Consider the following 26,659-nt stretch of genomic DNA (forward strand, 5'->3'; position numbering starts at 1 on the left):
TCAACGGCACCCTCACCGTCACCGCGATCGTCATCTGGCTCCGCGACACCGTCCAAGAGCCATCAGAAGCGACCTAGGGGTGGTGGTCGTAGTACCGGAGAGTGACGATGGCCTGATGGCGGCCGGTTGAAGGCCCCCGGTAAGAGATGTGCAAATAGGGCGTAAGTGGGCAGAGAATGGATCTCCAGGTGTCACTGCGGGTTCACCTGGAGGTTCCTGCGCCCCTCTGAACGGGCCGCTTATCGTGCGGAACGCCCCCTTCCGTATCGATTGCCCGGAGCCTCACCATGCCCCACCGGATATCCGCCCGCTCCACGCGTACGGCGGTCGCCGTGCTGTGTGCCGGAGGGCTCGCCCTCGTTGCCTCCGCGTGTTCGTCGGCCTCGGCGAGCGGTGGCTCGGACCACCACCTCACCGCGTACGTCGGCGGTGACACGAACATCCAGACGCTGTGGCAGAAGATCGTCGTCCCTGCTTTCGAGAAGGCCAACCCGGGTTACCAGGTGAAGGTCGTCTACTCCGCGCACGGTGTCGCCGACGCCGCGACGCTCGCGAAGCTCCAGGCCGCCGCGAAGACGAAGCGCGACGCCGGGTACGACGTCATCGAGTCCTCCATCACGCCGGACGCGGCGGCGGCGGGCCTGCTGACAACGGTATCGTCGGCTAACGTCCCCAACCTGAAGAAGGTGGATGCCTCACTCCTGGGTCCGGTGAACAACGCCGCCGTCCCCTACCGGGGCTCCTCCGTAGTCCTCGCGTATGACTCCACCAAGGTGAAGACCCCGCCGAAGACGTACGACGACCTGGTCGCCTGGATCAAGGCCAACCCCGGCAAGTTCGCCTACAACAGCCCCTCCACCGGCGGTTCCGGCGGCTCGTTCGTCGAGACGACCCTCGACCGGCACCTCGACCCGGCGACCCTGAAGACCTTCCAGACGGGGTACGACGCCTCGCTGGAGTCCCAGTGGGACGCGGGCTTCGCCGACCTCAAAGGTCTCAACGGGTACGTCTACGGTAAGGGGGTCTACCCCAACGGCAATCAGGCCGTCCTCGACCTCCTCGCCAAGGGGCAGATCTCCATCGCGCCGGTCTGGTCCGACATGTACCTCTCGGCGATCCAGAACCACACGCTCGACTCGACCGTGAAGTTCACCCAGATCTCCTCGCCGACCTTCACCGGCGGCGCCTCCTACATCGGCATCCCCAAGGGCGGCACCAAGCAGAAGGCCGCGCTGAAGCTCGCCGACTTCTTCCTCGAAGCCGCCCAGCAGGACGCGATCGTCAAGAACCTCGCCGCCTACCCGGTGATCCCCCTCACCGAACTCCCGAAGGCAACTGCCGACCGTTTCACGGGAGTCGACGTCACCAAGCTGCGCCCCGGCTACTCCGGCAAGACCGGCAACGACATGAACGACCTGTGGCAGCAGAAGGTCCCCGGCCAGTGAGCCACGCCGAACGCGTACGGGGCCGGGGCGCGGGACGTCAACTCCCGCGTCCTGGCGGCCTGTTGGTCCTTCCGCCGCTCCTCCTCGTCGCCGTCTTCGTCGGTATCCCCGTCGTCTCCGGCGTGCTGTACACGCTCGGCCACTTCGGCGGCCTCAACTCCGTCATCGCCGCGATCGGCCTGCACCAGCACACCGCCGACCACTGGTGGGGCACCCTCGGCGCCTACCGCGAGGTCCTGACCAGCGACGTCTTCCTGCGCAGCCTGACGGTGACGGTCGAGGTCACCCTCCTGAGCGTGGTGGCCGTGTTCGCGCTGGCGCTGACCGTCGCCCTGTACGCGCGCCTCACCGGCGGACGCGCCGCGAAGATCGTCAGCGCCCTCGCGATCACCCCGCTGTTCCTGCCGGCGGTGATCGGCTCGTACGCGATCCTCACCTTCTACGCGGGCGACGGCGCCTTCACCACCCTTGCCCACGCGCTGGGCTGGAGCCACGCGCCCCGCCTCAGCTACACGATCTGGGGTGTGGTGATCGGCCAGGTGTGGACCAACCTGCCCTTCGCGGTCCTCGTGCTGTCGTCGGGGCTGGCCGCCGTACCCGACGCCCTGATCGAGGCGGCCCGGGACGCGGGCGCGGGTCGTACCCAGGTCGTAGTACGGGTACTCCTGCCGATGGCGGGCGTACCGGCCGTGATCACCGCCGCGTTCACCACCATCTCCGTACTCGGGAGCTACACCGTCCCCTACCTCGTAGGCCCTACGGCGCCGACGATGCTCGGGGTACAGCTCGCGAACACCTTCCAGTCCTACAACCAGCCCCAGCAGGCCCTGGTGATGGCGGTCGTCGTGTTCGCGCTGGCCTCGCTGGTAGGGGTGGCGTACGTCCGGGCCAACGTCCGCGAGGCCAGGAAGGCGGCGGCGACGCGATGACCGTACGCATCCTCCGAACAGCCGTCACCGGCCTGGGAGTCGGGCTTCTCGCCCTCTTCATCCTCGGGCCGCTGCTGTGGCTCTTCCCGCACGCCTTCGCCGGCACCTGGCACTACCCGGGACTCCTCCCGCAGGAGTGGACCCTGCGCTGGTGGCGGGCCGTCGCCGACAACCCCGACCTGGTCGCCGCCGTGCGCTGGAGCTTCGTCTTCGCGCCGGTCGCCACGCTGCTGTCGGCGCTGGTCTGCCTGCCCGCCGCGTATGCGTTCTCCCGCTTCGACTTCCCCGGCCGCCGCTTCTTCCTCGTCGCGCTGTTCTCGGTGAACGCCTTCCCGAAGATCGGCCTGTACGTCGCGATGGCGTCGCTCTTCTACACGCTGAACCTGATGACGACGTTCTGGGGCGTCGTCATCGTCCAACTCCTGGGCACCGTCGTCTTCATGACCTGGCTGCCCGCCGCCGCGTTCTCCTCCGTGCCGCGCAGCCTGGAGGAGGCCGCACGCGACGTGGGCGCCGGTCCGCTCACCGTGTTCTGGCGCGTCACCCTGCCGATCGCCCGCCCCGGCATCCTCGTCGCGGTGATCCTCTCCTTCCTCGCCGCGTTCGACGAGGCCCAGGGCACGCTGCTGGTCGGCGCACCGGTCTACCTGACCATGCCGACCGCCATGTACAGCATGGTCACCAACTACCCCGAGGGCGTCGCGGCCGTCTTCTCGCTCCTGCTGTCCGTCCCGTCCGTGGTCCTGCTGTTCGGCGTACGCCGGCACATCATGGGCGGCCACCTCGCCGAAGGGTTCCAACTCCGATGAATTCAGGGCTGGTTCTGGCCGGTCTCACCAAGACGCTCGGCGGCCGGACGATCGTCGACGGCCTCGATCTGCGGGTGGAGCCCGGCGAGATGGTCTGCCTGCTCGGCCCCTCGGGCTGCGGGAAGACCACAACTCTCCGGATGGCGGCGGGATTTCTCACCCCCGACAGCGGCCGGGTCGAGATCGGCGGCACCGACTACGCCGCCGTCCCGCCCGAACGGCGGCCCACCGCCATGGTGTTCCAGAACTACGCCCTCTGGCCGCACATGACCGTCGCGGGCAACGTCGGCTTCGGCCTCAAGATGCACAAGGTCCCGAAGGACGAGGCGAGACGACGCGTCGCCGAGGCCCTCGACCTGGTCGGTCTCGCCCACCACGCCGACAGCCACCCGGCCCGCATCTCCGGCGGCGAACAGCAACGCACCGCGCTGGCACGGGCGTTGGCGTTGCGCCCCCAACTCCTGCTGCTGGACGAGCCGTTGTCCAACCTGGACGCCAAACTCCGCGAGCGCGTCCGCGAGGAGATCCGCGACATCCAGCAACGCCTGGGCATCACCACCCTGTTCGTCACCCACGACCAGGACGAGGCCCTCAGCGTCGCCGACCGCATCGCCGTCATGAACGCGGGCCGCATCGAGCAGTACGCCGCCCCCGACGACCTGTACCGCACCCCGGCGACCCTCTTCACGGCGGAGTTCGTCGGCAGCCTCAACCGGCTCGACGAGGTCACCGCCGACCAGGGCGTCCTGCGCCACGCCGACGGCACGGAGCTGCTGCGCTGTGGGGAACTCGTCGGACCTGCCGGTCCGGGCAAGACGGTCGGTATCCGCCCGGAGGAGATCCGGATGGGGACGCAGGACGGTACCCCGGCGGTAGTCAGCCGGGTCCTCCCCAGGGGCCACTTCACCGAGGTGGTCCTGAGGCTGGATACCGGAGGGGTAGCTCTCAGGTCGTACCTCACAGGAGGTACGCCCGGAGTAGGGGAGCGGGTACGGGTGACCGCCGGGCGGGCCCTCTCGTACGACCCTCAGGATGCCGCCGACCCGCAGGGCGCCGCCGCGTGAGCGCCCTCGCCGTCGCCCACCGGGGCGACCCCCGAGGCGCCGTCGAGAACACCCTCGCGGCGATCCGCCTCGCCGGAGCCGCCGGGGCCGGCGCGATCGAGGTCGACCTGAGACGGACCGCCGACGGCGTACTCGTCCTCCACCACGACGACGACCTGAGCCGCCTGTGGGGCCGCCCGGAGCGCGTCGCCGGCCTCACCCTGTCCGAGCTGCACGCCCTCGCCCCCGAGGTGCCCACCCTCGCCGAGGCACTGGAGACCGCACAGCGCCCTCTCCTCCTCGACACCGGCGACCCGGAGCTCGCGGTCGCCGCCCTCGCCGAGACCGGCGGGACCGGCGGGACCGGCGGGACCGGCGCCATGTTCTGCGGCTCGGCCGAGGCGATGGCCGCCGTCCGGGCCCGGGACGAGGACATCACCCTCTTCCTCAGCTGGTACGGCGCCCAGCCCCCGGCCGAGTCGGTCCTCAGCGCCGTACGCCCTCAGTACTACAACCCGGAGCACCGGTTCCTGAGCTCTCCGGAGGTACGGGTATGGCATACCCGAGGGATCAAGGTGAGCTGCTGGACGGTGGACGACGCCGCCCGGCGGGAAGAACTGATCTCCTGGGGCGTGGACGCGATCATCAGCAACGATGTGGAAGGCGTGGTGAAGAGCTGTGCGTGACGCGGTGTGGGACAGGGTGGACCTCGACGCGGCGATGGGCGTCGCGACGGAACTGGCGTACTGGGCGTCGGAGGTGATCCGCCGGCCTCGTCCACAGGAGGTACGCCAGAAGGAGGGCCCGGCGGACATCGTCACCGACCGGGACGAGGAGGTGGAGGCGCACGTCCGCGAGGCCCTCACCCGGGCGTTCCCGTCGTACGGGATCGTCGGCGAGGAGTACGGGACCACGGACGGCGTCCCCGACGCGCCACACTGGCTGATCGACCCCATCGACGGCACCACGAACTACGCGCACGGCATCGGCTGGTGCTCCTTCTCCCTGGGCCTCGCCGCGCCCGACGGCAGCCCGCTGCTCGGTGTCGTGGCCGACCCGTGGCGGGGCGAGGTCTTCACCGCCGTCAAGGGCGGGGGCGCTCACCTGAACGGCGTACCTCTGCGGGCCGACACCCATACGACCCTCACGGGGCACGTCTTCATGACCGAGTGGGCCGCGCACCGGCACTGGCGGGGCCTGGACGCGCTGCTCGCGGCGCTCGCCGAGCGGCACTGCACCGTGCGCGTGATGGGCTCTACCGCCCTCTCCCTGGTCCAGGTCGCGGCGGGCCGCGCGAGCGCCGCCGCGATCGGTGAGTTCCACCCGATCGACGGCCTCCCCGCCCTGCTGATCGCCACCGAGGCCGGCGCCGTGGCCCTGCCGGAGCTGCCCGCGTACGACACGCCGCTGCTGCTGGCCGCGCCGGGGGTGGCCGGGGAGGCGGCGGAGCTGCTGCGGGCCGCGCGGGGGTGACCCTGTGGAGTTAGTCCTGGGGAGGGACGCCGACTCGTCCCTCCCCAGGGCTAACTCGTCCCTCTCCAGGGTTACCCCGTAAGGGACCCGTCAAAGGGCTGTCCGGCGCCGTATGGGACCCGTCAAGAGGTGTCGGAAACAGCCGCCCCGAGAGGTTTGCTCGAAAGCGTCCGATCCGCTTGCGGATGCATTCGATCCTTCTCAGGAGCTCGCGATGGCCGACCTGGCCTTCGTCGTCACCACGATCGCGGTGTTCGCGCTGGTGGCTCTCGCCGCCAAGGGGGTGGCGAAGCTGTGACCGCCGAGAACGTCGTCGGCCTGATCGTGGCCGTCTCCCTGCTGGGCTATCTCGTCCTCGCCCTGATCTTCCCGGAGAGGTTCTGACAGCCCCATGGGTCCCGTACTCGCAGGGGTGCTCCAACTCCTCGCACTCATAGGCGCGTTGGCGCTCGCCTACATCCCGCTCGGCAACTACATGGCCAAGGTCTACTCCGCCGACCGGCACTGGCGGGTGGAGCGGTGGATCTACAAGGGCATCGGCGCGAACCCCGACACGCAGATGACCTGGCCCGCGTACCTGCGCGGCGTCCTCGCCTTCTCGGCGGTCGGGGTGCTGTTCCTGTACCTGTTGCAGCGCCTCCAGGGCGTCCTGCCGGGCTCGCTGGGCTTCGACTCGGTGAACCCGGCGCAGGCGTTCAACACGGCCGTGTCGTTCGTGACGAACACCAACTGGCAGTCGTACTACGGCGAACAGACCATGGGCCATGTCGTGCAGACCGCCGGGCTCGCCGTGCAGAACTTCGTCTCGGCGGCCGTCGGCATCGCGGTCGCGGTCGCCCTCGTACGCGGGTTCGCGCGCTCGCGGACCGGTGAACTCGGCAACTTCTGGGCCGACTTGGTGCGGGGTGTCGTCCGCATCCTGCTGCCCGGCGCGGTGGTCGCGGCCGTCGTCCTCGTCGCCTGCGGCGTGATCCAGAACTTCTCCGGCATTCATGAGGTCGGCCAGTTCATGGGTGGGTCGCAGCAGTGGAACGGCGGGGCGGTCGCCTCGCAGGAGGCCATCAAGGAGCTGGGGACGAACGGCGGCGGCTACTTCAACGCCAACTCGGCGCATCCCTTTGAGAATCCGACGCCGTTCACGAATCTCTTCGAGATCTTCCTGATCCTCGTCATCCCGTTCTCGCTGACCCGCACCTTCGGTGTGATGGTCGGGAGCGTGAAGCAGGGGTACGCGATCCTCGCGACGATGGCCGCCATCTGGGTCGGCTTCGTCGCGCTGATGATGTGGACCGAATTCGCCCACCACGGACCGGCGTTGGAGGCGGCGGGCGGCGCGCTGGAGGGCAAGGAGGTGCGCTTCGGCGTCGGTTCGTCGTCCATCTTCGCGGTGTCGACGACGCTCACCTCGACCGGCGCGGTGGACTCCTTCCACTCCTCCTTCACCGGCCTCGGCGGCGGCATCACGATGCTCGGCATGATGCTGGGCGAGATCGCGCCCGGCGGCACCGGCTCCGGCCTCTACGGCATGCTCATCATGGCGATCATCGCGGTGTTCATCGCGGGCCTCATGGTCGGCCGCACCCCCGAGTACCTCGGCAAGAAGATCGGCGCCCGCGAGATCAAGCTCGCCGCCTGCTACATCCTCATCACGCCGGCGCTGGTCCTGGTGTTCACGGCCGTGTCGATGGCGATGTCCACGCCGCCCACCTCGATGCTCAACTCCGGTGCGCACGGCTTCTCCGAGGTGCTGTACGCGTTCACGTCGGCCGCGAACAACAACGGCTCCGCGTTCGCCGGACTCAACGCCAACACCGACTGGTACAACACAACGACCGCGCTGGCCATGGCACTTGGGCGGTTCCTGCCGATGGTGTTCGTGCTGGCGCTGGCCGGCTCGCTCGCCGAGCAGCGCCCCGTGCCGGCCACGGCGGGCACGCTGCGCACCGAAAAGCCCTTGTTCACCGGCCTGTTGGTCGGCGCGATCCTCATCATCACGGGGCTGACCTACTTCCCGGCGCTCGCACTGGGACCGCTGGCGGAGGGGCTGGCGTCATGACGACTCGTACGAAGGACCAAGAGGACGCGATGTCCACTCCCACCCTCGCACCCCACCCGGACGCCCCGGCCGGCCGGGATGCTTCTCAAAGCCGGGTCGGCGCAGGGCTGTTCGACCCGAAGCAGCTGCTGAAGTCGCTGCCCGAGGCGGTCCGCAAGCTCGATCCGCGGGTGATGGTCAAGTCGCCCGTGATGTTCGTGGTGTGGATCGGGTCGGTGCTGACGACCGCCTTCTCCTTCAAGGACCCCACGGACTGGTTCGGCTGGACGATCAGCGCCTGGCTGTGGCTGACCGTCGTCTTCGCCAACCTCGCGGAGGCGGTCGCCGAAGGACGCGGCAAGGCGCAGGCCGACACGCTGCGCAAGGCCAAGACCGACACGGTCGCGCGCAAGGTCGACGGCACCCAAGTCCCGGGCACGGAGCTGAGGATCGGGGATCTCGTCGTCTGCGAGGCGGGCGACGTCATCCCCGGCGACGGTGACGTCGTCGAGGGTGTCGCCTCGGTCGACGAGTCGGCGATCACCGGTGAATCGGCCCCCGTCATACGGGAGTCGGGCGGCGACCGCTCGGCCGTCACGGGCGGGACGAAGGTCCTCTCCGACCGCATCGTCATCAAGATCACGACGAAGCCCGGCGAGACCTTCATCGACCGGATGATCAACCTCGTCGAAGGCGCGGCCCGGCAGAAGACGCCCAACGAGATCGCGCTGAACATCCTGCTCGCCTCGCTGACCATCGTCTTCCTGCTCGCCTGCGCCACGCTCCCGCCGTTCGCCACCTACGCGGGCACCCACCTGACGATGGTCGTCCTGGTCGCCCTCCTGGTCTGCCTCATCCCCACGACGATCGGCGCGCTGCTCTCCGCGATCGGCATCGCCGGCATGGACCGGCTCGTGCAGCGCAACGTACTCGCCATGTCCGGCAGGGCGGTTGAGGCCGCCGGGGACGTCTCCACGCTGCTGCTCGACAAGACCGGCACCATCACCTACGGCAACCGCAGGGCGGCCGAGTTCGTGCCTGTGCGCGGGACGACCGAGGCCGAGGTCGCCGACGCCGCGCAGTTGTCGTCGCTGGCCGACGAGACCCCCGAGGGCCGCTCCATCGTCGTCCTCGCGAAGGAGAAGTACGGGCTGCGGGAGCGCCACGAAGGGGAGTTGAGCCACGCCGAGTGGATCGCCTTCACGGCTCAGACCCGCATGTCGGGCGTCGATCTGGACGGCCGCAAGGTCCGCAAGGGCGCAACGGCCTCCGTCGTCGCCTGGGTTCGTGAACAAGGCGGCGAAGTCGCAGCCGACGCGCAGGAGTTGACCGACCGCATCTCCCAGGCCGGCGGCACCCCGCTGCTCGTCGCGGTCGAAGACGCCGACGGCGCACGGGTGTTGGGCGTCATCCACCTCAAGGACGTCGTCAAGGACGGCATGCGGGAGCGGTTCGAGGAACTGCGCCGGATGGGCATCCGCACGGTGATGATCACCGGTGACAACCCGCTGACCGCCAAGGCGATCGCCGAGGAGGCCGGTGTCGACGACTTCCTCGCCGAGGCGACCCCCGAGGACAAGATGGCCCTCATCAAGCGGGAGCAGGCGGGCGGCAAGCTGGTCGCGATGACCGGCGACGGCACCAACGACGCGCCCGCCCTCGCGCAGGCCGACGTCGGCGTCGCGATGAACACGGGTACGTCGGCCGCGAAGGAGGCCGGCAACATGGTCGACCTCGACTCCGACCCCACCAAGCTCATCGAGATCGTCGAGATCGGCAAGCAACTCCTCATAACCCGGGGAGCGTTGACGACGTTCTCGATCGCCAACGACGTCGCGAAGTACTTCGCGATCATCCCGGCGCTGTTCGCGGCCGTCTACCCGGGCCTGGACAAGCTCAACATCATGGACCTGTCCTCGCCGGACTCCGCGATCCTGTCGGCCGTCATCTTCAACGCGCTGATCATCATCGCCCTCGTGCCGCTCTCCCTCAAGGGCGTGCGCTACCGGCCCGTCAGCGCCGACAAGTTGCTGCGCCGCAACCTCACGGTCTACGGGCTCGGCGGGCTGATCGCGCCGTTCATCGGCATCAAACTCATCGACCTCCTCATCTCCCTCATCCCCGGGATCGGCTGAAAGCCATGAACAACTCCCTTCTGAACACAGCCCGGTTGCTGAGTGCGGGCCTGCGAGCGCTGCTCGTGCTGACCCTGGTGACCGGCGTGATCTACCCGCTGGTGGTGACGGGGATCGCCCAGGCCGCCTTCCACGGCAAGGCGAACGGCTCCGAGGTCAAGTCCCGAGGAAAAGTGGTCGGTTCGTCTCTGATCGGCCAACAGGGCTACAGCCTCGCCTACTTCCAGGGGCGGCCCGCGAACGGGCTCGGCGAGAACTCCGTCAACACCCGGTACAAGCTGCTGCTTTCGGGCGCGACGAACCTGTCCGCCGACAGCAAGGTGCTGCTCAAGCAGGTCGAGGACGCCAAGGCGAAGGTCGTCAAGGACAACTCGGTGCCGGGGTACACGGTGCGGCCGTCGGACGTCCCCGCCGACGCGGTCACCTCCTCCGGCTCCGGCCTCGACCCCGACATCTCACCCGCGTACGCCGAACTCCAGGTGCACAGGGTCGCGTTGAACAACCACCTGCCGGTCGCGGCGGTCGAGAAGCTGGTCGACGACCACACCGAGGGCCGCACCCTCGGCTTCATCGGCGACCCCAGGGTCAACGTCCTCGAACTCAACATCGCCCTCAAGGCGTTGGTGGCCAGGCAGTGAGGAAGGCACGCTGAGATGACGCGGGTGCTGGTGGTCGAGGACGACCCACAGCTCGTCCGGGCCCTGGTGATCAACCTCCAGGCACGGCAGTACGACGTCGACGCCGCTCCCGACGGCGCCACGGCCCTGCGGCTCGCCGCCGCCCGCCCGCCGGACGTCGTCCTGCTCGACCTGGGCCTGCCGGACATGGAAGGGGTCGAGGTCGTCAGGGCGCTGCGGCTGTGGACCCGGGTGCCGGTCATGGTGCTCTCGGCCCGGCAGGCGTCCGAGGACAAGGTGGCGGCCCTGGACGCGGGGGCGGACGACTACGTCATCAAGCCGTTCAGCATGGACGAACTGCTCGCCCGGCTGCGGGCCGCCGTCCGCCGCACGGAGGACACGCCGCTGGCTCCGGAGTCCACCCGGGTGGAGACGGACGTCTTCACCATCGACCTCCTCGCCAAGAAGGTCGTACGGGAGGGACGGGACGTGAGGCTTACGCCGACCGAGTGGCACCTGCTGGAGATCCTCGTCACCCACCCCGGGCGGCTCGTCACGCAGAAGTACCTCCTCCAGGAGGTGTGGGGGATCTCCCGGGGCAACAAGACCAACTACCTGCGGGTCTACATGGCCCAGCTCCGCCGGAAACTGGAGACCGACCCCTCGCATCCCCGCTTCCTGATCACGGAGCCGGGTATGGGGTACCGCTTCGAGGGGTGAACCCGTACGGCGGAGGTATGAGGGGTACGACTTGGTCAAGGTTCTCGGCGGATTCTCCCCGGCGCGTGGATGTTTCGTGGATACCGTTCGGTAAGGCAATCTTCGGCCCGTTCCGGTCATAGTGGATTGATAGCTTCCGTTTCAGCGGCCCCGGCCCGAGCGCTGTGCGGCCACCAGACCTTCGCCGATGCGTGACGCATCTGGACGGAACGGAATACCCTTGCGCGTCTTTCGTGAGAACACCGGAGGAAGGCACCGCTGGCGGGTGCCGAAGAGCAGGCGGGGACGGATAGCGGCGGCCGGAGTGATGTCCGTGCTCGCCACGGCGATCGTCGCACCGCTCGCCTCGGCGACGCTGACCGGACCGTCGACGCCCGACGGCGCCGCCCCGCCGGACCGGGTCACCGACACCTCCCAACTCCCGTCGAACTGGCGGAAGTCGGGCGACCGTATGGTCACCTACGACGGTGACGCGACCGGCTTCCACGTCCTCGTCGCCGACTCCGCACACGCCTACGCCTGGCGCACCGCCGCCACCCTCTCCGAGCCCGGCATCGACACCGACCAGTGGATCGGGCAGACCTGCGTGACGGGTTCGGGCGACAAGGCGGTCGTCGTCTACGCGCCCCGCCAGGCCGCCAACGACCAACAGGGCTTCCAGGAAGGCGCGTTCGCCGCCGTGGTCGACCTGACCGACGGCACGGTGACCAAACTCCCCCAACTGGTCTCCCTCGCCTACTTCAACCCCGGCTGCGGCGACGGCGAACAGGCCGTCCTGACCCGGCCGCAGGGCGCCGGCACCCAGCTGCTGACCGTCGACGCCGGACAGGGCAGAATCGTCCGACAGCAGTCCGTGGCAGGGCAGTTGACCTCCGCCGTGCCCTTCGGCGACGGCATCGCGGCCTCGTCCGGCGACTCCGTCGTCTCCGTGGACGGCAAGGGCGACATCCGTACGCTCGCCCGGGCCGGCGGCAGGCCGTTCCGGCTCGTCCCGGACGCGCAGACCGGCCTCGCCTACCAAGTGCCCTCCGGGGACAGGGCGGTTGAGGTACGTCGTGTGACCGCCGACGGGACCGACCGGGTGCTGGGTTCGGGCGCCCTCGGCGCCCTCGCGGTGCACGGCACCGGCGGACAGGTCTTCGTCACCGGCGCCGACGCCGACGAGAAGCTCAAGAAAGCTGATCTGCCGAAGAGTTGGCGGACCCTGGACGACGTACCCGCCTCCGCCGAGGTGTCCACGAAGGGCGCCCTCGCCCTGACCGGCGTCGGCAGCGGCACGGAGGCGGCAGGCGCGAAGCCGGGCACCGTCCCGGACGCCGGGACCGCCCAGCCCGTCGGCATCGACGCCCTCGCGACCGCGACCGGCGCCGACTTCGCGTTCCGCGTGAAGCCCGACGCGCTTCAGGTGGAACAGGGGCTGGCGCAGTCGCCCGCGCTCGGCGCCGGTAAGTCGCGCACCGGCAAGGCGAGTTCGGACGCCGGTGTGCACACCAACAGCGTCCGCACGGAACCCGTGGGCACCTCGACCGGCGTACAGACTGCGGACGTTGATCCCGCCCACACCACGACCGACCCCGACCGGGCCTGCGCGGTCACCCGCAACGACCCGAACCTCCAGTCCCTCCAGCCCTCCACGGCGATGGTCGAGTGGGTGACCGACCTCGCCGTCCAGGGCAAGCTGGACGTCCGGCGCCGCAAGGGCTGGAACGGCACCGACCTCGCGTCGTACACCCCGCAGGGCATGTTCCCGCCGCTCCAGCTCAAGGGCGGCGGACGGGTTCCCGCACAGATCATGCTCGGTGTCCTCGCCCAGGAGTCCAACCTCGTGCAGGCCACGACGAGGGCGTCCGCCGGGGAGAGCGGCAACTTCGTCCAGGGCGGCTACTACGGCAACGCCGGCAGCGTCCACAGCATCAACTGGGCCGGTGCGGACTGCGGTTACGGCATCGCCCAGGTCACCAGCGGCATGGCGAAGACGCAGACCGACTTCACCGCCGAGCAGCAGAAGGCGATCACGGTCGACTACGCGGCGAACATCGCGGCCGGGCTGCGCATCCTCCAGGACAAGTGGAACCAGCTCCACGACAACGGCGTACTCGCCAACGGCGGCGACCCGCGTTACCTGGAGAACTGGTGGTTCGCGCTCTGGGCGTACAACAGCGGCTTCAACTTGCCCAGTACGACGGACAGTTCGGCGCCCTGGGGCGTCGGCTGGTTCAACAACCCCGCCAACGGGCTCTACCCGGCGGACCGGAAGATGTTCCTCTCCTCCGGCTACGGCGACTCCCGTACCCCCAACCTGTGGACCTACCCCGAAAGGGTGATGGGCTGGGCGGCGTACTCCCTCCAGAAGAACGACCCGCAGACCGGCAAGCCCGTGCCCGCGTTCACCGTCGGCTCCTGGCCGACCGGCAACGCGCCCGACGCGCAGCCCGCGCACGACACGTTCTGCGCCCCGGACGTCAACGACTGCGACACCGGCAAGCCGCACCAGGTGCCCGGCTCCACCCAGCCGGTGGGACCCTGCCAGCGCGACGACTTCAAGTGCTGGTGGAACAAGCCGGTGACCTGGACGGACTGCGCGAAGACGTGTGGTACCGAGGTACTCAGGTATGAGGCGGCCGACCCGGAGCCGAAGGTCACTCCTCTTCACCCGGCGGCCTGCACCTCCACCCTGCCGCCGAACGCGTTGATCGTCGACGACGTCCCGAACACGGTGAAGTTCCGCGTCGGGTCCGCCAACCCCTGTGCGGGGAAGCGGAACTGGGTCAGCCGGGGCACGCTGACGTTCACCTTCGGCTCGGCCGAGCAGAACGGCGCGACGGTCTACCCCTCGAAGATCGACTTCCATCAGCTCGGGGCCGGGTTCGGCGGGCACTTCTGGCTCACCCACACCCGGGTGCCGACCTTCACCGACTCGGTCGTCACCGGCACCTGGACCCCCGACCGCACCCTGAAGGGCTGGGCCCGGGTCCTCGTCCACCTGCCCGACCATCAGGCCGACACCCCCTCGGCGACCTACCGCATCGACCTCGGTGACGGCACGGTCGTGGAGAAGACGGTCTCCCAGGACACCGGGGGCAAGAACACCTGGCTCCCTCTCGGGTCGTACGACTTCCGGGGTACCCCCAGCGTCTCCCTCAGCTCGGCCACGGCCGACGGCACGGGCGACGCGGCGATCGCGTGGGACGCGCTGGCCTTCGTACCGCAGGCCCACGAGCCGTCGGACGCGGTTACTCCGTAGCCCTCCAGTAGGGGTGAGCACCGAGGCCGGGGAAGGGAACGCCCTTCCCCGGCCTCGGCCGTAGTACCAGAGGGCCGTCGTGGCCGACGACCAGGGGTCAGGGTCGCCGAGGCGAACATGAGCGCGGCCGAGGTCATCCCCGGACGGGCGAGCCAGGGCCGTACGAGTCCGGCGTACAGGCCGGCGACGGACAGGCCGACCAGGGCGACGGCGAGGAACGTCCCGTTGAGCGTGAACAGCGTGTCGGCGCAGTAGCCACAACGCCGGAGCGGTGTCCGCGTCGGACGAGGCCAGGGCGAGCCGCAGCGCGGCGACGCCGGTGAAGGCCGCGTTCTGCAGAAGGATCCCCGCGAACCCGAACAGCCCTCAGGCAGACCCGAGTTCGTGTTCACCCCGGCGCAGCACGGAGCTGACCCGCGCCCTCGCCGACGCGGCCGACCTCTTTGCCGGCCTCGCGCGGCTTCTCGCGGACCTGGAGTCCCCGGCCGCCACCCCCGCCCGCCAGCTCGCGGCCCTCGCCGCCTACGACCGGCGGCTGTACGAGCGCGTCGGTGACGTCATCACGTTGATCCGCGAAGCGGCCCGCACGGAACCGGAGTTGGCGGATCCGTACCGCGCTGGACGCGAGCCGGACCTAGGTGCTCTTCCCCTGGCCGGACGGAACTCTCCTGCCGGAACTGGACGTTGGGGCCGCGACGGACGTCTACGCCGCGCTGTGCAACACCGACGTCTACACCGTCCTCACCGTCGAACGGGGCTGGTCCGCCGACCGCGTCGAGACGTGGTGGAGCCGAACTCTGGTGCGTGAGCTGCTGGTTCGGCAGGACCCCTGAACCCCGTCGCCCGCTCCCGCCCCTTAGGCTCCTGTTGATCGTTCGGACACAGGGGGGATGGACGGCGTTGGGGAACGAGGGCGGGGGATTCGAGGCGCTTCAGCGGGACGATCCCCAAGTGGCGGGCGGATACCGGCTGGTGGCGAGGCTCGGTGCCGGCGGCATGGGGCGCGTCTACCTGTCGTACACGCGGGGCGGCCGGGCTGTGGCGGTCAAGGTCGTCCGGCCGGAGCTGGCCGACGACCCGGTCTTCAGGAAGCGGTTCCACCGAGAGGTGAAGGCCGCCCGGCGGGTACGGGGCGCCTACACCGCCGAGTTGGTCGACGCCGACGCGGACGGCGTACCGCCCTGGCTCGCCACGCTCTACGTCCCCGGACCCTCCCTGTCCCAACTGGTCGCCCGGCGCGGGGCGTTGCCGGTATCGGCGGTGCTGTGGCTGATGGCGGGCGTCGCCGAGGCGCTCCACGCCATCCATGAAGTCGGCGTCGTCCACCGGGACTTGAAGCCGTCGAACGTGCTCCTCGCCGCCGACGGGCCCCGCGTCATCGACTTCGGCATCTCGACGGCCCTCGACAGCACCCTGCACACCACGCAGGGCGCCGCCATCGGCACCCCGCAGTTCATGGCACCGGAACAGGCGTCCGCCGGCGAGATCACCCCCGCGACCGACGTGTTCTCGCTCGGCCAGACCGTGGCGTTCGCCGCGCTGGGGGAGCCGCTGTACGGCAGCGGCACGGCACTGCACGTCATGTACCGGATCGTGAACTCCGACCCCGACCTGTCGGCGCTGCCCGCACAGCTCCGGCCGATCCTCGCGCGCTGCCTGGCCGCCGACCCCCAGGAGCGGGCCACCCCGGCGGAGATCGTCGAGTGGTGCCGGCGGGAGCTGGGGCCGGAGGCTGATACCTCCGGGGGACCCGAGGTGTGGCGGGAGGTCGTGGGGCCACCGGTACCGGCGCCCGAGCCCGCGCTCGTACCGACCCTGTCGGCCACCAACCCGTGGACGCCTCCCTCCGAGGGGGTACATCCCGCCGAGGTCGTGCATCCCTCTGCCGAGGTACTACGGGCAGGGCGGCGCCGCACGCGGATCATCGCGGGTGCCGGTGCTCTGCTGTCCGTTCCGCTCCTGGCGGCGCTGGTGTGGCTGGGGTCGGAGATCTCGGAGCTGAACCGCGACAGGGACGACGTCTCCTCCTCGGCCACGCCGTCGCCGTCGGCTTCGGGGAAGGCCGGCTCGGAGGGGTCCGCCGGTGGCGAGGCGGCGGGATCGGCCGGGTCGCCCGTCTCCGGGACGCCGCGAGCGGTCGCGCATCCCCTGGTGCGCCTGGACGAGAAGAACTCGATCAGCCTCGACGCGCAGGGACAGCGGGAGGACCGCAAGGGGGACATCCGGCTCGTCTGCGGCAACTCCCGGTGCACGTTGAGGAGCGGTACCAGCGCGATGAGCCAGCTCCCTGTCGAGCCGACCGATTCCTACGAGGAGTGCCGGAACTACCTCGCGGAGTCCCGTACCCGCAGCAGCGACCTCCCGCTCGTCGTCGTGGCGGAGGGGAGCCGGATCTGCGTCAAGCACCGTTCCGGAGCCGTCGGCATGCTGGTGATCCAGATCAAGTCGACCTATCTGCCCGACAGCGGGACCAACTTCCTGATGGGGGACCTCACGGTGTGGCCGGCTCCCTAGAGGTACCGCTTGAGAGCTACCTCCGTAGAGCTACCTCCGTAGAGCTACCTCCGTAGACCTACCTCCATGGAGCTACCTCCGCAGAGCTACCTCTTGAGAGCCACCCCCTCACTACCATCCGCACATGGAACGCCCCCGAAGCTCCCTCGCAGCCCCGCACACCCCCCTCGTCGTCTGGGACCTCGGCGGCGTCCTCGCCCCTTCCGGACAAGCCCTGTCCGCGCTCGCCGAGGCCCTGAACCTCCCCGAGGACGAGTGCGCCGCGCCCTACTGGGCCCACCGGGACCCGTACGACCTCGGAGGGACCCCCACCGAGTACTGGAGTCTGATCGGCGAGGCGCTGGGCCGGGCGTTCGACGCGGAGTGGATCGAGCGGCTGGACCGGATCGACACCGCAGGCTGGGCGGTGCTCGCCGCCGACTCGGCGGACCTCCTGGACCGGATCGCCCGGCGCGGAACCCCCCTCGGGGTGCTGTCCAACGCGCCCGCCTCCCTCGCGGCGGCCGTCCGCAAGGCCGAGTGGAGCACCCGGTTCGAGACGCTCGTCTTCTCCTCCGACCTCGGGCTCATGAAACCGGATCCCCAGGTCTACCGCGCCGCCGACCAGCACTTCGGGCGCGCGCCCTCCGACGTGATCTTCTTCGACGACCGCCCCGCGAACGCCGAGGCGGCCCGCGCGCACGGCTGGCGTGCCCACGTGTGGACCGGCGTCGAGGCAGCCGCCCAAGTCCTCGTCCGTGAGGGCGTGTTGGAGGGCTGACCCGCCCGACGTCCCGACGGTCACCGACGCGGCCCGGCCCGCCCGGATCCCGCCGCATGACGTGAAGCAGGCATTGACGCCCCGATCCGACGCGGTCACCTTGGGCAGCACCCGTGTGGGAGCGCTCCCGCATCCGACTCGTCACCGAGGACGATCACATGCCTTCTGGATCCCAACACCACGTGTCCCGCCGGACGTTGATGACTGCCGCCGTGGCGGGGACGGTGGCCGCCATCGCCACGCCCGCGCGGGCGACCGCCGCACCGACCCGGTTCCACACGGTGGGCAGGACGGCGCCGGCCGGCGACGGATTCGTCCAATTCACCTGGCCCGGCGTCTACTTCGAGGCCCGCTTCAAGGGGACCGGGGTGGGCGCGGTGCTCGACGACTCCGTCAACGACTACGACGTACAGATCGACGGCGTGACCGTGAGGACCCTGGTGACGCCCGGCCGGACCACGGCCTGGGTCGGCGGCCTCACCGACGCCGTGCACCTGGTGCGGCTCGTCAAACGGAGCGAAAGCCCGTGGGCCGTAGGGAAGTTCGGCGGTTTCGTGGCCGCGCCGGGCGGTGTCGTCCTGCCCGCTCCGCGTCCCCGGAGGCGGCAGATCGAGTACATCGGCGACTCCTTCACCGCCGGGTACGGCAATGTCTCCGGCGTCCGCGACTGCTCGGGGGTCGGGGGCGTGGACCGGAACACGAACGCCGACCTGTCCTTCGGCGCGCTGACGGCGAGAGCGCTCGACGCGGACTACCAGATCAACGCCTTCTCGGGGCGGGGCATGGTCCGCAACTACGCCGGTACGAGCCCCGGCACGGACTACCGGACGTACTACGACCGGGCGTTGCTGAACGTCGACGGCGACGTCTGGCACCGCCCGCCGAGCTGGCGGCCCCAGCTTGTCGTCGTGGGCCTCGGCATCAACGACTTCTCCACCCCCCTCCAACCGGGCGAGCCCTGGGCGACCCAGGCGGAACTGGTGACGGCGTACGAAACCGCCTACCACGGCTTCCTCGACAAGCTCCGCACCCGCTACGGCCCCCGCCCGCACCTCCTCCTCAGCTCCACCCAGGTCTCCACCGCCCCCTACCGCGAGACCATCGAACGCATCACCCGGACCCGTCATACCCAGGGCGACCCCCGCGTCCACCACTGGTACTACGGGGATGCCCCCTTGGACCTCCTCGCCTGCGACTGGCATCCCTCGGCCCAGGACCACCGCACCCTGTCCACCCTGCTCCTCGACCGGCTCTCCGGGCTCGGCCTGCACCGGTAGAACCCGACCGGTACCAGTACGACATACCGTCACCCCTGAGAGCTACTACCTGAGAGCCACTACCTGAGAGGTACGCCGGGGGGGGGGGGGGGGGGGGGGGGGGGGGGGGGGGGCGCCGCCGGGCGGCCCCCCCCCCCCCCCCCCCCCCCCCCCCCCCCCCCCCCCCCCCCCCCCCCCCCCCCACACCCCCCCCCCCCCCCCCCGGCGGGGGGGGGGGGGGGGGGGCCCCCCCCCCCCCCCCCCCCCCCCCCCCCCGCCCCGCTGGAAGCCCGGCTCAGAAGCCCAGCTTCCACCTCTGGAACCCGCCGCCGTTGCAGCCCTGCAGGTAGGCGTTGCCCGCTCGGTTGCTGTCGAGGCACTTGCCGCCGCCGGCGTCGGTGAGCTGGACGTTGTCCCAGCCGGAGCCCACGGCACGCCAGATGCTGAGGTTGTGGCCCCAGTCGCCGGAGGACGTGCAGGGGGCGGTGCGGGCGCTGGTGTCGGCCCAGTAGAGGCAGCGGCCGGTGGCGTTGTTGCGGATGGTGACTTCGTCGTAGTCGGTGTGGCGGTAGAAGTCGACCGTCCAGGTCTGGTAGGCGTTCCCCTGCTGGCAGGGCAGGGTGTAGACGTCCCCGTTGCCGTTGCTGTCGAGGCAGCGCCCGGTCTCCCAGTTCCGCAGGAAGTTGGTGCCGATGGCGGCGGACGCGGGGGAGGCGTTGACGAGGGCCATCGCGAGGGACAGGGCCACCGCGAAGAGCCCCGCGTACCAACGGAGGCTGAGGGCCGAGGACTTCGGCAGGGACTGCGTTCTCATCGGTCGGGTCCTTCTGTGATTGCTTTATAGGGGTGGACATGTGACGGGGCGTTACCTGGTGGTCCGCGTACGCCACCCGCTCTCTCACTCCGGGACAGGGCGGACACCCCCGTCGGTGAGACCCCAGAGCTGCCCCACGATCCCTTCCGCGGTCTCGGTCGGCGCAGGGGAGTTCGGCAACTGGGCGGGCACGGTCGTGTTCTTCTTCTTGCCGGGCCGGTCGGCGAACAGCACGGCGGTGAGCGAGAGTTGGTCGTCCAGCCGAGTCGACCAGACCGTCCGCCGGGTGATCCCGCCACCCGCTCCGCCGGTGAAGTACGCCTCCCCGGCAGCCTCTTTGGGCGCCGCCCAGGAGTACATCGTCGCGAGCGCCTCCTTCTCCGTGAACGCCCGCCGCGTCTCGGGCCGCGCGGTGTAGAGCGTCCGCCCGCCCCGGGTGATCGAGGCGACGGTGTACGGAGTCGCGTACACGCCGTCGGCGGCGACCGTCGCGTACGCGGAGGCCAGCTTCAGCGGAGTCGGTGCGGCGGTCTCGCCCAACTTTCCCAAGGGGCCGTCGAGTTCGAGGCGGGAGAACGGTTCGGCCGCCGTCCCCGCCTCCACGGCGCCGTCGACCGCGTCGTTGAACGGCTGCCGCGCGTAGTCCGCCCCGCCGTACAGCAGCCGCACCGCCCCGTCCCCGGGCCGGATGCCTACGACAGCGGTGTGCAGCCGGGTGCCCGCACGGCCCTTGAGGCTCTTCACCGCCTCGGTCGCGGCGTCCTGGAGCGCGAGGTCGAAGGTGGTCCGCACGGTGTAGCCGCCCCGCGCCAACTCATCGCCGGAAATACCGAGTTCGCGCGCGGCCTCCTTCGCGGCCACGTCGATCATGTACTGCCGCTGCCCCTCGGTCGTCCCCGGCGGATAGAACCGGAACGCGGGGAAGACGGCCTCGTCGCGCTGGGTCCGTGTGATCGACCCGCCCGCCTCCATCGCGTCGAGCACCCACTCCCAACGCCCCTGGAGTTTCGCGGTGATCCGGGGATCGGAGCCCGCTTTCTCGTAGTACGAGGGGATGTTGACGATCGCGGCCAGCGCGGCGCCCTGCGAGACGGTCAGGTCGCGGGTGCCGACGCCGAAGTAGTTACGCGCGGCGGCCTCGATCCCGGCCGAACCGCGCCCGAAATAGACGGTGTTGAGATAGCCGGCCAGGATCTCGTCCTTGGACCGGGTCCGGTCGAGCTTGATCGCGATGAGCGCCTCGCGCAGCTTGCGCGACATGGACTGCTCCGGGGTCAGCAGCGCGTTCTTGACGTACTGCTGCGTGATGGTGGACCCGCCCTGCCGGGCACCGCCGGTCACCGAGGCGAGGACCGCGCGGGCGACCGCCTTCGGTGAAACCCCCTTGTCCGTACGGAAGGAGCGGTTCTCGGCCGCGATCACCGCGTCCTGCACATAGCGCGGGACCTGCGACAACGGCACCTCCTGCCGGTCGACGGGCCCCCGCCGCCCCAGATACGCGCCCTTGCCGTCGGTGAAGACGGTGCTCTGCGTGACGGTCTCCGGATGCGGCTCCGGGATCTCCGTCAGCCGGTACGCGACGAGGGCCGCCCCGCACAACGCCATGAGCAGCACCACCCCGGCCAGGGCGAACCGGCGCAACCACCGGCCCCGGGTACGACGCAGACGCCGGCGCAGCGGGACCCGTCCCGCATGCCGGGGCCAACGCCGCTCCCTCCGTACGGAGTTGTCTTCACCGGCCTTCTCCGGTGCGGCGGCATCCTGAAAACCCGGTCCCGGTACGGCGTCCTCCTCAACACCCCCCTCCGGCGCGGCGGCGTCCTGAACACCCGCCCCTGGCAGGGGAGTTCCCGGCATGTCCGTCACCCTCCTCACCCCCCACCGGACCGGGCGACGGCCCGCCCGTCGGCGTCGTACACCGTCACGGTGAGCCCGTCCGAACCGAGGCTTTCCTTCAACTCCCGGGCGTCGAGAGGCTTCGGGAGGTACCAGACCCCCCACCCCGGCCCGCCCGCCAGCGTGAGGACCGTCCCCACGGAGACGCCCCCGCCGAGGGACACCTCGACCCGGCGCGGGTCGGCGGACAGGTCCTCGTAGCGGCCGGTGACCAAGTACCGTCCGTCGTCGAGCAGATGCATCTGCACCGAGACCCGGTCCCCCACACCGCGCGCGGGAGCCGCGGCCTGCGAGGCCGACCAGTGCTCGCCGTCGGAGGTCAGCCAGACCTTCAACCCCGGTACGGGTTCGACCCGTTCACCGGGCGCCAGCACACGGATGGGCCCCGGCACGACCCCGCCCGCCCGTGCACCGGCCGCCCGGTCCGCGTCCGCGATCCCGCCGAGCACCCCGGCCCGCTCGGCCACGAGCACGGCCGGCGGCGCGAGCAGCAGCGCGCACCCCACCGCCACCGCCCCGATCCGCCGACGGCGCAACTCCCGCCCCCGCAGCTCGACTTCCTCGACGGACACCTCACCACCGACGCCCCGCACGGCCTCGGCGAACAGCGCGCACAGCCGCTCACGCCCACCGCAGACGGCCAGCCCCCGCTGCGCCCGGCTCCTGACCGCCCCGACCGACCAGCCGAGCACCTGGGCGGTCTCGACCTCGCCGAGCCCTTCCCAGTGCAGCAGCACGAGCACGACCCGCTGCCGCGCCGACAACCGCGCCAACTCCCCCTGACGCACGGCCGATCGACGCCTGCGCCGGCTCAGATGCCGTTTCACGAGGGAGCGCCGTACATAGAAGTCCACGTCGTCCCGGGGGATGCGTCTCCAGCGCGCGTGCACCACCACCAGCGTGTCGCGGGCCAACTCCACGGCGTCGCGGGGCTCTTGGCAGAGCAGGAGCGCGGTGGTGGCCAGCCGGGTCCGGTGCGACCGGGCGTACGCGGCGAAGTCGTGTGGGGGGTGAGGCACTTGGACGGTCCTTAGGTGCGGGGCGGGGGATGGAGCCGGGAACTGGTGTTCGTCGTCTTCCTCTCGGGTTGTGTTTCGATGTACGCGACCTACGGGACCTGTACGCACGGCGAGGACGGTCAGGTTGCACGGCACTTCCAGACTTCCGGCGGAGGCATGACCGAGGACGAGTTCGACGCGTTCTACGCGACCGCGTTCCCCCGGCTGATCGGCCAGCTCACGGCGTTCACCGGGGACCACGGCGAGGCGCAGGACGTCGTCCAGGAGGCGTTCGTACGCGCCTGGAACCGCCGCCGGGACTTCCTCGCCGACGAGGCGCCGGAGGCGTGGATCCGCACGGTCGCGATGCGCCTCGCGATCAGCCGCTGGCGCCGGGCGCGACGGTGGCTGGAGCTGGTGCGCCGGACCCCGCCGCCCGAGGCCGCGCCGGGCCCCGACCCCGACCGCACCGCGCTGGTCGCCGCGCTGCGCCAACTCCCCCCGCCCCAGCGGATGGCGATCGTCCTGCACCACCTGTGCGACCTGAGCGTCGAGCAGGTAGCCTCCGAGACGGGCGCACCGGTCGGCACGGTCAAGGCCAGACTCTCCCGGGGCCGCGCGGCCCTGGCGAAACACCTCGTGGTGGACGAGGCGCACGACGAGGTGCGGGGCGGTACGGCCAGGAAGGAGAACGGCCGTGTCGGATGAACTCTCCCGCGCACTCCACGAGTTGGCGTCAGCGAACGAGACCCCGCCCGCCGTGTCCGGCCCACAGATCCGCGCCCGCGCGGTACGACGCACCAGGCGCCGTACGGCAGTTGCCCTGGGCGCCAGCGCAGCGGCCGTCGCCCTGCTGGCCGTTGGCCTGACACGCGGCGGCGACGAGCCCGGACCGCGCGACCGCCCCCCGGCCGCGGCACCGGCGAGCAGCGCCGCCCCCACCACCTCGGCCCCGCCCTCTCTCTCACCCTCGCCGTCTCCGTCGAACTCGATCGCCACCGCCGTCCCCGCAGGCGGCAGCATCGACCTCACCGCGCGCACCCTGACCGTGGGCGGCCGAGTCATGAAACTGGGCTCGGGATTCGACAACTCGCCCACGGTCAAAGGGCCCTTGACCGTCCGCGAGAAGCCCGGCAGCAGGACCCTGACCGTCACCAACGGCGCCGACGGCACCCGCTACAACGCGGTCATCTCCTCCGTGGTCCTGCTCCTGGACGCCGACCGCCGGCCCGTCTACATCGGCGCGTCCGACTCGTACAACGCCGACGCCATCGGCACGCACGAAACGGCCGACGGCTGGCTCGCGTTGGACCGGACCGACGCCAAGTGGTTCTACGGCGAGGCGCAGTTGGGGGCGGTCCTCTCCGTCGAACCCTGAGGCTTTGCCTTCACGGGTCGCTCATTGCAACGATCGTAGGTGAAGTCTGTTGCGTTGAGTGGTGTTCCATTGCAACGATTTCTCTAGTCTGAGCTGCTGCTATGTCGACTCGTAGCAATAAATGTGTTGCCCAATCCTCTAACGCAACGTAGCTTTTCCGAAACGAGAAACGCGAGCCTTCGGAAAAGGAGACCCCCATGTCGGCCCTCGCCTCCTTCCTGCGGTTCGTGGTCCTCGGTGGCGGGGTCGGCGTCCTCTCCTCCTTCGCGGTACCGCAGTTGACCGTGGTCGTTCCCTGGGCGGTCGCGAACGCGGTCGTCACCGTCGTCTCCACCCTGCTGTGCACCGAACTCCACGCGCGCCTCACGTTCCGCCAGGGGCGTGGAGCCGGGTGGCGGGAGCACTGGCAGTCGGCCGGCTCGGCAGGCGCCGCCTATCTGGCCACCAGCGCCGCCATGTTCGTGCTGCACCTGACGCACCCCGCCTCCGGCGCGCTGACCGAGCAGGCCGTCTACCTCGGCGCCTCCGGACTGGCCGGCCTCGGCCGCTTCGTCGTCCTGCGGATCTACGTCTTCGCGACGACCCGCCCCGACTCCGCAGTGCCGCAGGTGAGTTCGCGGCCCGAGCCTCAGCCGTCGCCGGCGATCCGCGCGCAGAGGTCGTCCACCGTCCCCCGCACCAGGTGCACGGCCTTGTGTCCCGCGGCGTCGACGTCCAGGGTGTACGCCCCGTCGACGACGTACAGGCCGCGCGGCAGGTTCCCCTCCCCGATGCCCACCAGCACCGGGCCGCGCACCTTCCACAACTGCCCGCCGTCGGCGCGGAGTTCGACGATCGCCGTACCGCTCACATCGGCGTCGTAGAAGGAACCGGTACCGGTGTTCGTGACCCGGACGACCAACCTGCCTCTGTAGGCGACGCGTTGGGCGGTGCCGTCGGGCCGGGTCGCCAGCACGCGGCGCACCACCTCGTCGACGACCGGCTCGCCGTGCACGGGGAAGCCGCACCGCACCCCGGCGGCGACGTCCCACGGCGCGGAGGGCGCCGGCTCCCATCCGGTGTCCGCGTGCGCGGCCGGCGCTCCCAGCAGTGCGGCGGCAAGTACCAACGGGGCAAGCGCGGTTCGGCGCATGACTCTCCTCGTGTCGGACGGTCTGTCGTGCCTCCCCACCCTCCCGGCCCCGCCTGACCACACCCTCACCACTAGGCTCCGGACACCATGGAGTTCCACCTGCTCGGCCCGTTCACCGCCCGCCACGAGGGGCGGCCCGTGAAGGTCGGCAACCGCCGCCAGGAACGCGCCCTGCTCGCGATCCTCCTGCTGCACGCGGACCACCCCGTGACGACCGACCGCCTCGTCGACCTCCTGTGGGACACCGACGCCCCCGCCTCCGCACGCGCCACCGTCCACACCTACGTAGGACGCCTGCGGGTAGCTCTCAAGCCGTACGGGGTGGAGATCGACACCCGGCACGACGGCTACGCCCTCGAACAGGGCCCGCACACCCTCGACACCCAGAGGTTCACCGCCCTCACCCGGCAGGCGTCCGACACCGGGGACCCCGCGGAGCGGCTCCGCCTCTACGACCAGGCCCTCGCCCTGTGGCGCGGCCCCCTCCTGGCCGACCTCGCCGACGACCGCCTCCGGGACCGCCTCGCCCCCGCCCTCACCGAACTGCGCCTCACCACCGTGGAGCTACGGGCGCAGGTACTACTGGAGAGGGGCCGGTACGACGAGGTGGTGGCCGACCTGTCCCCCCTCGCCGGGGACCATCCGGACCGGGAACGCCTGATCGCCATCCAGATGACCGCCCTCTACCGCGTAGGCCGCCAGAGCGACGCCCTCGACCTGTACCGCGTCACCCGCACCGCGCTCGCGACCAGGTACGGCGTGGAGCCAGGCCCGGAACTCCAGACCCTCCACGACCGCGTCCTGCACGGCGACCACCGCCTGGACCGGCCCCCGGGCCCGGTGCACGCCGTCCGCGTCGACGACCAGTGGCTCCCGTGGAACACCGGCGGCCACCCTGCCCTGGAGTTCTGCAACACGTACGCCGGCTGGACCGGCCCCCGCCTCCCGGGCTCCGAGTGGCTGCGCACCTACGCGTCCCTCGCCGTCTGGGCGGGCCATCTGGACCTGATCGGCGACCGGTCGGTGACCCGTCTGCGCGAACAGGCCCTGCGTGAACCGGAGGAGGCGGCGGCCGTGCTGGAGGAGGCCCGCCGGTTCCGCACCGACCTGTACGCATGCATGACGGATCGTCACAACACCTCCGCCTTCACGGCGGTGGCCCGTACGGTCGAGGCCGCCGCAGCCCGCTCCCGCCTCACCCGCGACGACCAGGGCCTGGCCCGCTGGCGGCCCGCCCCTTCGGCCGGCCTGCGCCTCCCCCTCCACGCGATTGCGCACAGCGCGGCCGAACTCCTCGCCGATCCACGCCACTTCACGATCCGGGCCTGCCCAGGAGAGGCGTGCGGCTGGCTCTTCCTCGACGCGAGCGGACGACGCAGGTGGTGCAGCCTGGCTACCTGCGGCGGCGAGCGGAAACCCGGCGGGTGCTGACCACCACCGGTTTCCTCCAGGTTCCGGAGA

At 70.6% G+C, this 26,659-nt stretch carries 24 protein-coding genes; 21 read left to right on the forward strand and 3 right to left on the reverse strand.

The genetic code is table 11. From position 1 onward, the window contains the following. Positions 1-287 precede the first annotated feature (287 nt). From ACLZOT_RS20415 to ACLZOT_RS20495, 17 genes are all read left to right on the forward strand, one after another. Positions 288-1,445 carry an extracellular solute-binding protein gene (locus ACLZOT_RS20415; protein ID WP_416970411.1) on the forward strand — a complete coding sequence of 386 codons (1,158 nt, stop codon included), beginning with the start codon at positions 288-290 and terminating at the stop codon, positions 1,443-1,445. Then, positions 1,442-2,374: an ABC transporter permease gene (locus tag ACLZOT_RS20420; protein ID WP_416970412.1), complete on the forward strand. Its 933-nt coding sequence runs from the start codon at positions 1,442-1,444 to the stop codon at positions 2,372-2,374. The genes ACLZOT_RS20415 and ACLZOT_RS20420 overlap by 4 nt, the downstream gene beginning before the upstream one ends. Continuing rightward, positions 2,371-3,183: an ABC transporter permease gene (locus ACLZOT_RS20425; protein ID WP_416970413.1), complete on the forward strand. Its 813-nt coding sequence runs from the start codon at positions 2,371-2,373 to the stop codon at positions 3,181-3,183. Before ACLZOT_RS20420 ends, ACLZOT_RS20425 begins: the two co-directional genes overlap by 4 nt. Beyond that, positions 3,180-4,247, forward strand: a complete 1,068-nt coding sequence (locus ACLZOT_RS20430) for an ABC transporter ATP-binding protein (RefSeq protein WP_416970414.1) — start codon at positions 3,180-3,182, stop codon at positions 4,245-4,247. Before ACLZOT_RS20425 ends, ACLZOT_RS20430 begins: the two co-directional genes overlap by 4 nt. Next, positions 4,244-4,912 (forward strand): glycerophosphodiester phosphodiesterase, encoded by a 669-nt coding sequence (locus ACLZOT_RS20435; RefSeq protein WP_416970415.1) that lies wholly within the window; start codon positions 4,244-4,246, stop codon positions 4,910-4,912. The genes ACLZOT_RS20430 and ACLZOT_RS20435 overlap by 4 nt, the downstream gene beginning before the upstream one ends. 34 nt (positions 4,913-4,946) lie before the next feature. After that, positions 4,947-5,699 (forward strand): inositol monophosphatase family protein, encoded by a 753-nt coding sequence (locus ACLZOT_RS20440; protein WP_416970654.1) that lies wholly within the window; start codon positions 4,947-4,949, stop codon positions 5,697-5,699. A gap of 112 nt (positions 5,700-5,811) precedes the next feature. Next, the gene (locus tag ACLZOT_RS20445) at positions 5,812-5,997 is read left to right on the forward strand and encodes a hypothetical protein (RefSeq protein WP_416970416.1); all 186 of its coding nucleotides are present in this window, start codon (positions 5,812-5,814) and stop codon (positions 5,995-5,997) included. Further along, positions 5,994-6,083, forward strand: coding sequence for a K(+)-transporting ATPase subunit F (gene kdpF, locus ACLZOT_RS20450; protein WP_069767153.1), 90 nt, complete (start codon positions 5,994-5,996; stop codon positions 6,081-6,083). The genes ACLZOT_RS20445 and kdpF overlap by 4 nt, the downstream gene beginning before the upstream one ends. 7 nt (positions 6,084-6,090) lie before the next feature. Continuing rightward, positions 6,091-7,755 (forward strand): potassium-transporting ATPase subunit KdpA, encoded by a 1,665-nt coding sequence (gene kdpA / locus ACLZOT_RS20455; RefSeq protein ID WP_416970417.1) that lies wholly within the window; start codon positions 6,091-6,093, stop codon positions 7,753-7,755. Continuing rightward, complete coding sequence (gene kdpB / locus ACLZOT_RS20460; protein WP_416970418.1) at positions 7,752-9,869, forward strand: potassium-transporting ATPase subunit KdpB; 2,118 nt, start codon at positions 7,752-7,754, stop codon at positions 9,867-9,869. The genes kdpA and kdpB overlap by 4 nt, the downstream gene beginning before the upstream one ends. Before the next feature lie 5 nt (positions 9,870-9,874). Next, the gene (locus tag ACLZOT_RS20465; protein WP_416970419.1) at positions 9,875-10,507 is read left to right on the forward strand and encodes a potassium-transporting ATPase subunit C; all 633 of its coding nucleotides are present in this window, start codon (positions 9,875-9,877) and stop codon (positions 10,505-10,507) included. 15 nt (positions 10,508-10,522) lie between these two features. Further along, positions 10,523-11,206: a response regulator gene (locus tag ACLZOT_RS20470; RefSeq protein WP_416970420.1), complete on the forward strand. Its 684-nt coding sequence runs from the start codon at positions 10,523-10,525 to the stop codon at positions 11,204-11,206. Between the two features lie 265 nt (positions 11,207-11,471). Beyond that, positions 11,472-14,450, forward strand: coding sequence for a transglycosylase SLT domain-containing protein (locus ACLZOT_RS20475; RefSeq protein WP_416970421.1), 2,979 nt, complete (start codon positions 11,472-11,474; stop codon positions 14,448-14,450). A gap of 638 nt (positions 14,451-15,088) precedes the next feature. Next, a complete protein-coding gene (locus ACLZOT_RS20480) occupies positions 15,089-15,283 on the forward strand; it encodes a hypothetical protein (RefSeq protein WP_416970422.1) in 195 nt (64 codons plus the stop codon). Positions 15,284-15,350: 67 nt separating this feature from the next. Next, a complete protein-coding gene (locus ACLZOT_RS20485) occupies positions 15,351-16,964 on the forward strand; it encodes a serine/threonine-protein kinase (protein ID WP_416970423.1) in 1,614 nt (537 codons plus the stop codon). Between the two features lie 124 nt (positions 16,965-17,088). Further along, on the forward strand, positions 17,089-17,724 hold the full coding sequence (locus ACLZOT_RS20490) for an HAD family hydrolase (RefSeq protein WP_416970424.1): 636 nt from the start codon (positions 17,089-17,091) through the stop codon (positions 17,722-17,724). A gap of 158 nt (positions 17,725-17,882) precedes the next feature. Next, complete coding sequence (locus ACLZOT_RS20495) at positions 17,883-19,001, forward strand: SGNH/GDSL hydrolase family protein (protein WP_416970425.1); 1,119 nt, start codon at positions 17,883-17,885, stop codon at positions 18,999-19,001. A 274-nt stretch (positions 19,002-19,275) separates the two neighbouring features. On the opposite strand, the gene ACLZOT_RS20500 is transcribed toward ACLZOT_RS20495, so the two are convergent. The 3 genes from ACLZOT_RS20500 to ACLZOT_RS20510 form a co-directional block, all read right to left on the reverse strand. After that, positions 19,276-19,794, reverse strand: coding sequence for an RICIN domain-containing protein (locus ACLZOT_RS20500; RefSeq protein ID WP_416970426.1), 519 nt, complete (start codon positions 19,792-19,794; stop codon positions 19,276-19,278). An 84-nt stretch (positions 19,795-19,878) separates the two neighbouring features. Continuing rightward, the gene (locus ACLZOT_RS20505) at positions 19,879-21,651 is read right to left on the reverse strand and encodes a transglycosylase domain-containing protein (protein WP_416970427.1); all 1,773 of its coding nucleotides are present in this window, start codon (positions 21,649-21,651) and stop codon (positions 19,879-19,881) included. 14 nt (positions 21,652-21,665) lie between these two features. Continuing rightward, on the reverse strand, positions 21,666-22,709 hold the full coding sequence (locus tag ACLZOT_RS20510) for a sigma factor-like helix-turn-helix DNA-binding protein (RefSeq protein WP_416970428.1): 1,044 nt from the start codon (positions 22,707-22,709) through the stop codon (positions 21,666-21,668). Between the two features lie 156 nt (positions 22,710-22,865). Here ACLZOT_RS20510 and ACLZOT_RS20515 point away from each other — a divergent pair, with 156 nt between their 5' ends. From ACLZOT_RS20515 to ACLZOT_RS20530, 4 genes are all read left to right on the forward strand, one after another. Beyond that, a complete protein-coding gene (locus tag ACLZOT_RS20515; RefSeq protein WP_416970429.1) occupies positions 22,866-23,396 on the forward strand; it encodes a SigE family RNA polymerase sigma factor in 531 nt (176 codons plus the stop codon). Next, complete coding sequence (locus tag ACLZOT_RS20520) at positions 23,386-24,066, forward strand: hypothetical protein (protein ID WP_416970430.1); 681 nt, start codon at positions 23,386-23,388, stop codon at positions 24,064-24,066. The genes ACLZOT_RS20515 and ACLZOT_RS20520 overlap by 11 nt, the downstream gene beginning before the upstream one ends. A gap of 197 nt (positions 24,067-24,263) precedes the next feature. After that, positions 24,264-24,929 (forward strand): GtrA family protein, encoded by a 666-nt coding sequence (locus ACLZOT_RS20525; RefSeq protein ID WP_416970431.1) that lies wholly within the window; start codon positions 24,264-24,266, stop codon positions 24,927-24,929. Between the two features lie 356 nt (positions 24,930-25,285). Beyond that, positions 25,286-26,629 (forward strand): BTAD domain-containing putative transcriptional regulator, encoded by a 1,344-nt coding sequence (locus tag ACLZOT_RS20530; protein WP_416970432.1) that lies wholly within the window; start codon positions 25,286-25,288, stop codon positions 26,627-26,629. Positions 26,630-26,659 lie beyond the last annotated feature (30 nt).

It is taken from the genome of Streptomyces sp. 4F14 (assembly GCF_048159485.1).
In the GTDB taxonomy this organism is placed as follows: Bacteria; Actinomycetota; Actinomycetes; order Streptomycetales; family Streptomycetaceae; genus Streptomyces.